Source organism: Gracilibacillus alcaliphilus, assembly GCF_016909015.1.
GTDB lineage: Bacteria > Bacillota > Bacilli > Bacillales > Amphibacillaceae > Gracilibacillus > Gracilibacillus alcaliphilus.
In genome coordinates, this window is record NZ_JAFBFA010000084.1 from 1 (window position 1) to 1,252 (window position 1,252).

Below are 1,252 nucleotides of genomic sequence, written 5' to 3' on the forward strand. Positions count from 1 at the left end.
GCCGTCCAGCGCTTAAATACATCCGGGGTGGCCGTATTTTCAAAACCGCCGATATCATGGCTCCAATAGCCAAAACCAGAAGTAGTTAACGATAAACCGCCACGCAGACTTTCCGCCATGGCTTCATAGGTCGAGTCACAGTCGCCTCCCCAATGCACCGGGAAAGCCTGACTGCCGGCAGTCGCTGCCCGCGCAAAGACAACGGCTTCTTGTTCCCCTTTTTCCTGTTGTAAGAGGTCAAAGACCACCTGATTATACAAATAGGCATAATAATTATGCATTTTCTGCGGGTCAGAACCGTCATGATAGACAACATCCGTCGGAATCCGCTCACCGAAATCGGTTTTAAAACAATCGACACCCATCTCTAACAGCTGTTTTAAATGCTGTTGATACCAGGTGCATGCCTCCGGATTGGTAAAATCGACAATCCCCATCCCCGGCTGCCATAAATCCCATTGCCATACTGCTCCATTGGGCCGAGTCAGGAGATAGCCTTTGGCTTTGCCTTCTTGAAATAGCGGCGATTTTTGGCCGATATATGGATTAATCCAGACACAGATTTGCAGTCCCTTCTGTTTTAAGCGCTGCAGCATCCCTGCTGGATCTGGAAAATGACGGCGGTCCCAAAGGAAATTACACCACTCAAATTCCTTCATCCAAAAGCAGTCAAAGTGAAAGACACTTAACGGTATCCCGCGTTCGGCCATGCCATCGACAAAATGGCTGACTGTTTCCTCATTATAATCTGTGGTAAACGAGGTCGACAACCATAAACCAAAGCTCCAAGCTGGCGGAAGTGATGGCTTACCTGTTAAATCAGTGTAGCGAGAGATCACTTCTTTCGGTGTTGGTCCGTGGATGACATAATAATCCAAAACCTCGCCCTCGACACTAAACTGGGAACGTGCTACCGTTTCGGATCCCAGTTCAAAACTGACGTGTTCCGGATGATTGACAAACACTCCATACCCTTGACTGCTGACATAAAAGGGGATATTTTTATATGATTGTTCCGAGCTGGTGCCGCCATCCTCATTCCAGCATTCCACCGTCTGGCCGTTTTTGATAAACGGGGTAAATCGCTCACCCAGACCATACAAGTTCTCGCCTACCCCCAAACCGAGCTGGCCACGCATATAGGTTTGGTCTCCCGGTCCATCAATCCAAGCAATCCCTTTGCCATCCATCTTAGTCACAACTTCCCCTTCCCGTGTGAAGGTAAGTCCGAATGCCTGTTTATCGATGGTCA

Annotated in this window: 1 protein-coding gene; it reads right to left on the minus strand. The window is 48.6% G+C overall.

The features are described from left to right. Positions 1-1,252, minus strand: a 1,252-nt coding sequence (gene yicI, locus JOD18_RS24090; RefSeq protein WP_204672025.1) for an alpha-xylosidase, incomplete at both ends; no start/stop codon positions are given.